The organism is Paraburkholderia sp. SIMBA_054 (genome assembly GCF_046534875.1).
Classification (GTDB): domain Bacteria; phylum Pseudomonadota; class Gammaproteobacteria; order Burkholderiales; family Burkholderiaceae; genus Paraburkholderia; species Paraburkholderia hospita.
This window is the reverse complement of sequence record NZ_JAWRXV010000336.1, coordinates 1-374: the sequence shown is the minus strand read 5'-3', so window position 1 is coordinate 374 and position 374 is coordinate 1. Positions and strand designations below refer to the sequence as shown.

Here is a 374-nt window from a genome sequence, read left to right as displayed (position 1 = left end):
CAAATTAAAACTCATGAAGAACTAAAAAATGAACTAACAGCCATTGAGAAAGAGATAAGTCGGCTAGGGACGGTAAAAAATGAGATCAGAAAGAAATTAAACGCTGTATGCCCCCATGAAGATACCTACCTAGTTGATTCATGGTCATGGGACAAGACAAGATATAAATGTCGTAATTGCTATGAATATATTAAAAAAGAAGTCAGTAATGTATAAGTGGCTAATCGATGATTTAATCAATGAGAATATAGACTACCTGGCAGAAAACATGTTTAATGGTGAAACGATAATGAACAGTTTGGATTTAGATATAAAAACTACATTTGAGAGGTTATTTTATTTAGTCTCTCAATCTAAACTCGATGCTTTCTTAG

1 protein-coding gene is annotated in these 374 nt (G+C 32.4%); it reads left to right on the top strand.

Annotated features, from left to right (window positions below):
• On the top strand, nt 1–216 hold a 216-nt coding region (locus SB822_RS55360; protein WP_410858878.1), incomplete at its 5' end, for a hypothetical protein.
• Between the last annotated feature and the right edge of the window lie 158 nt (nt 217–374).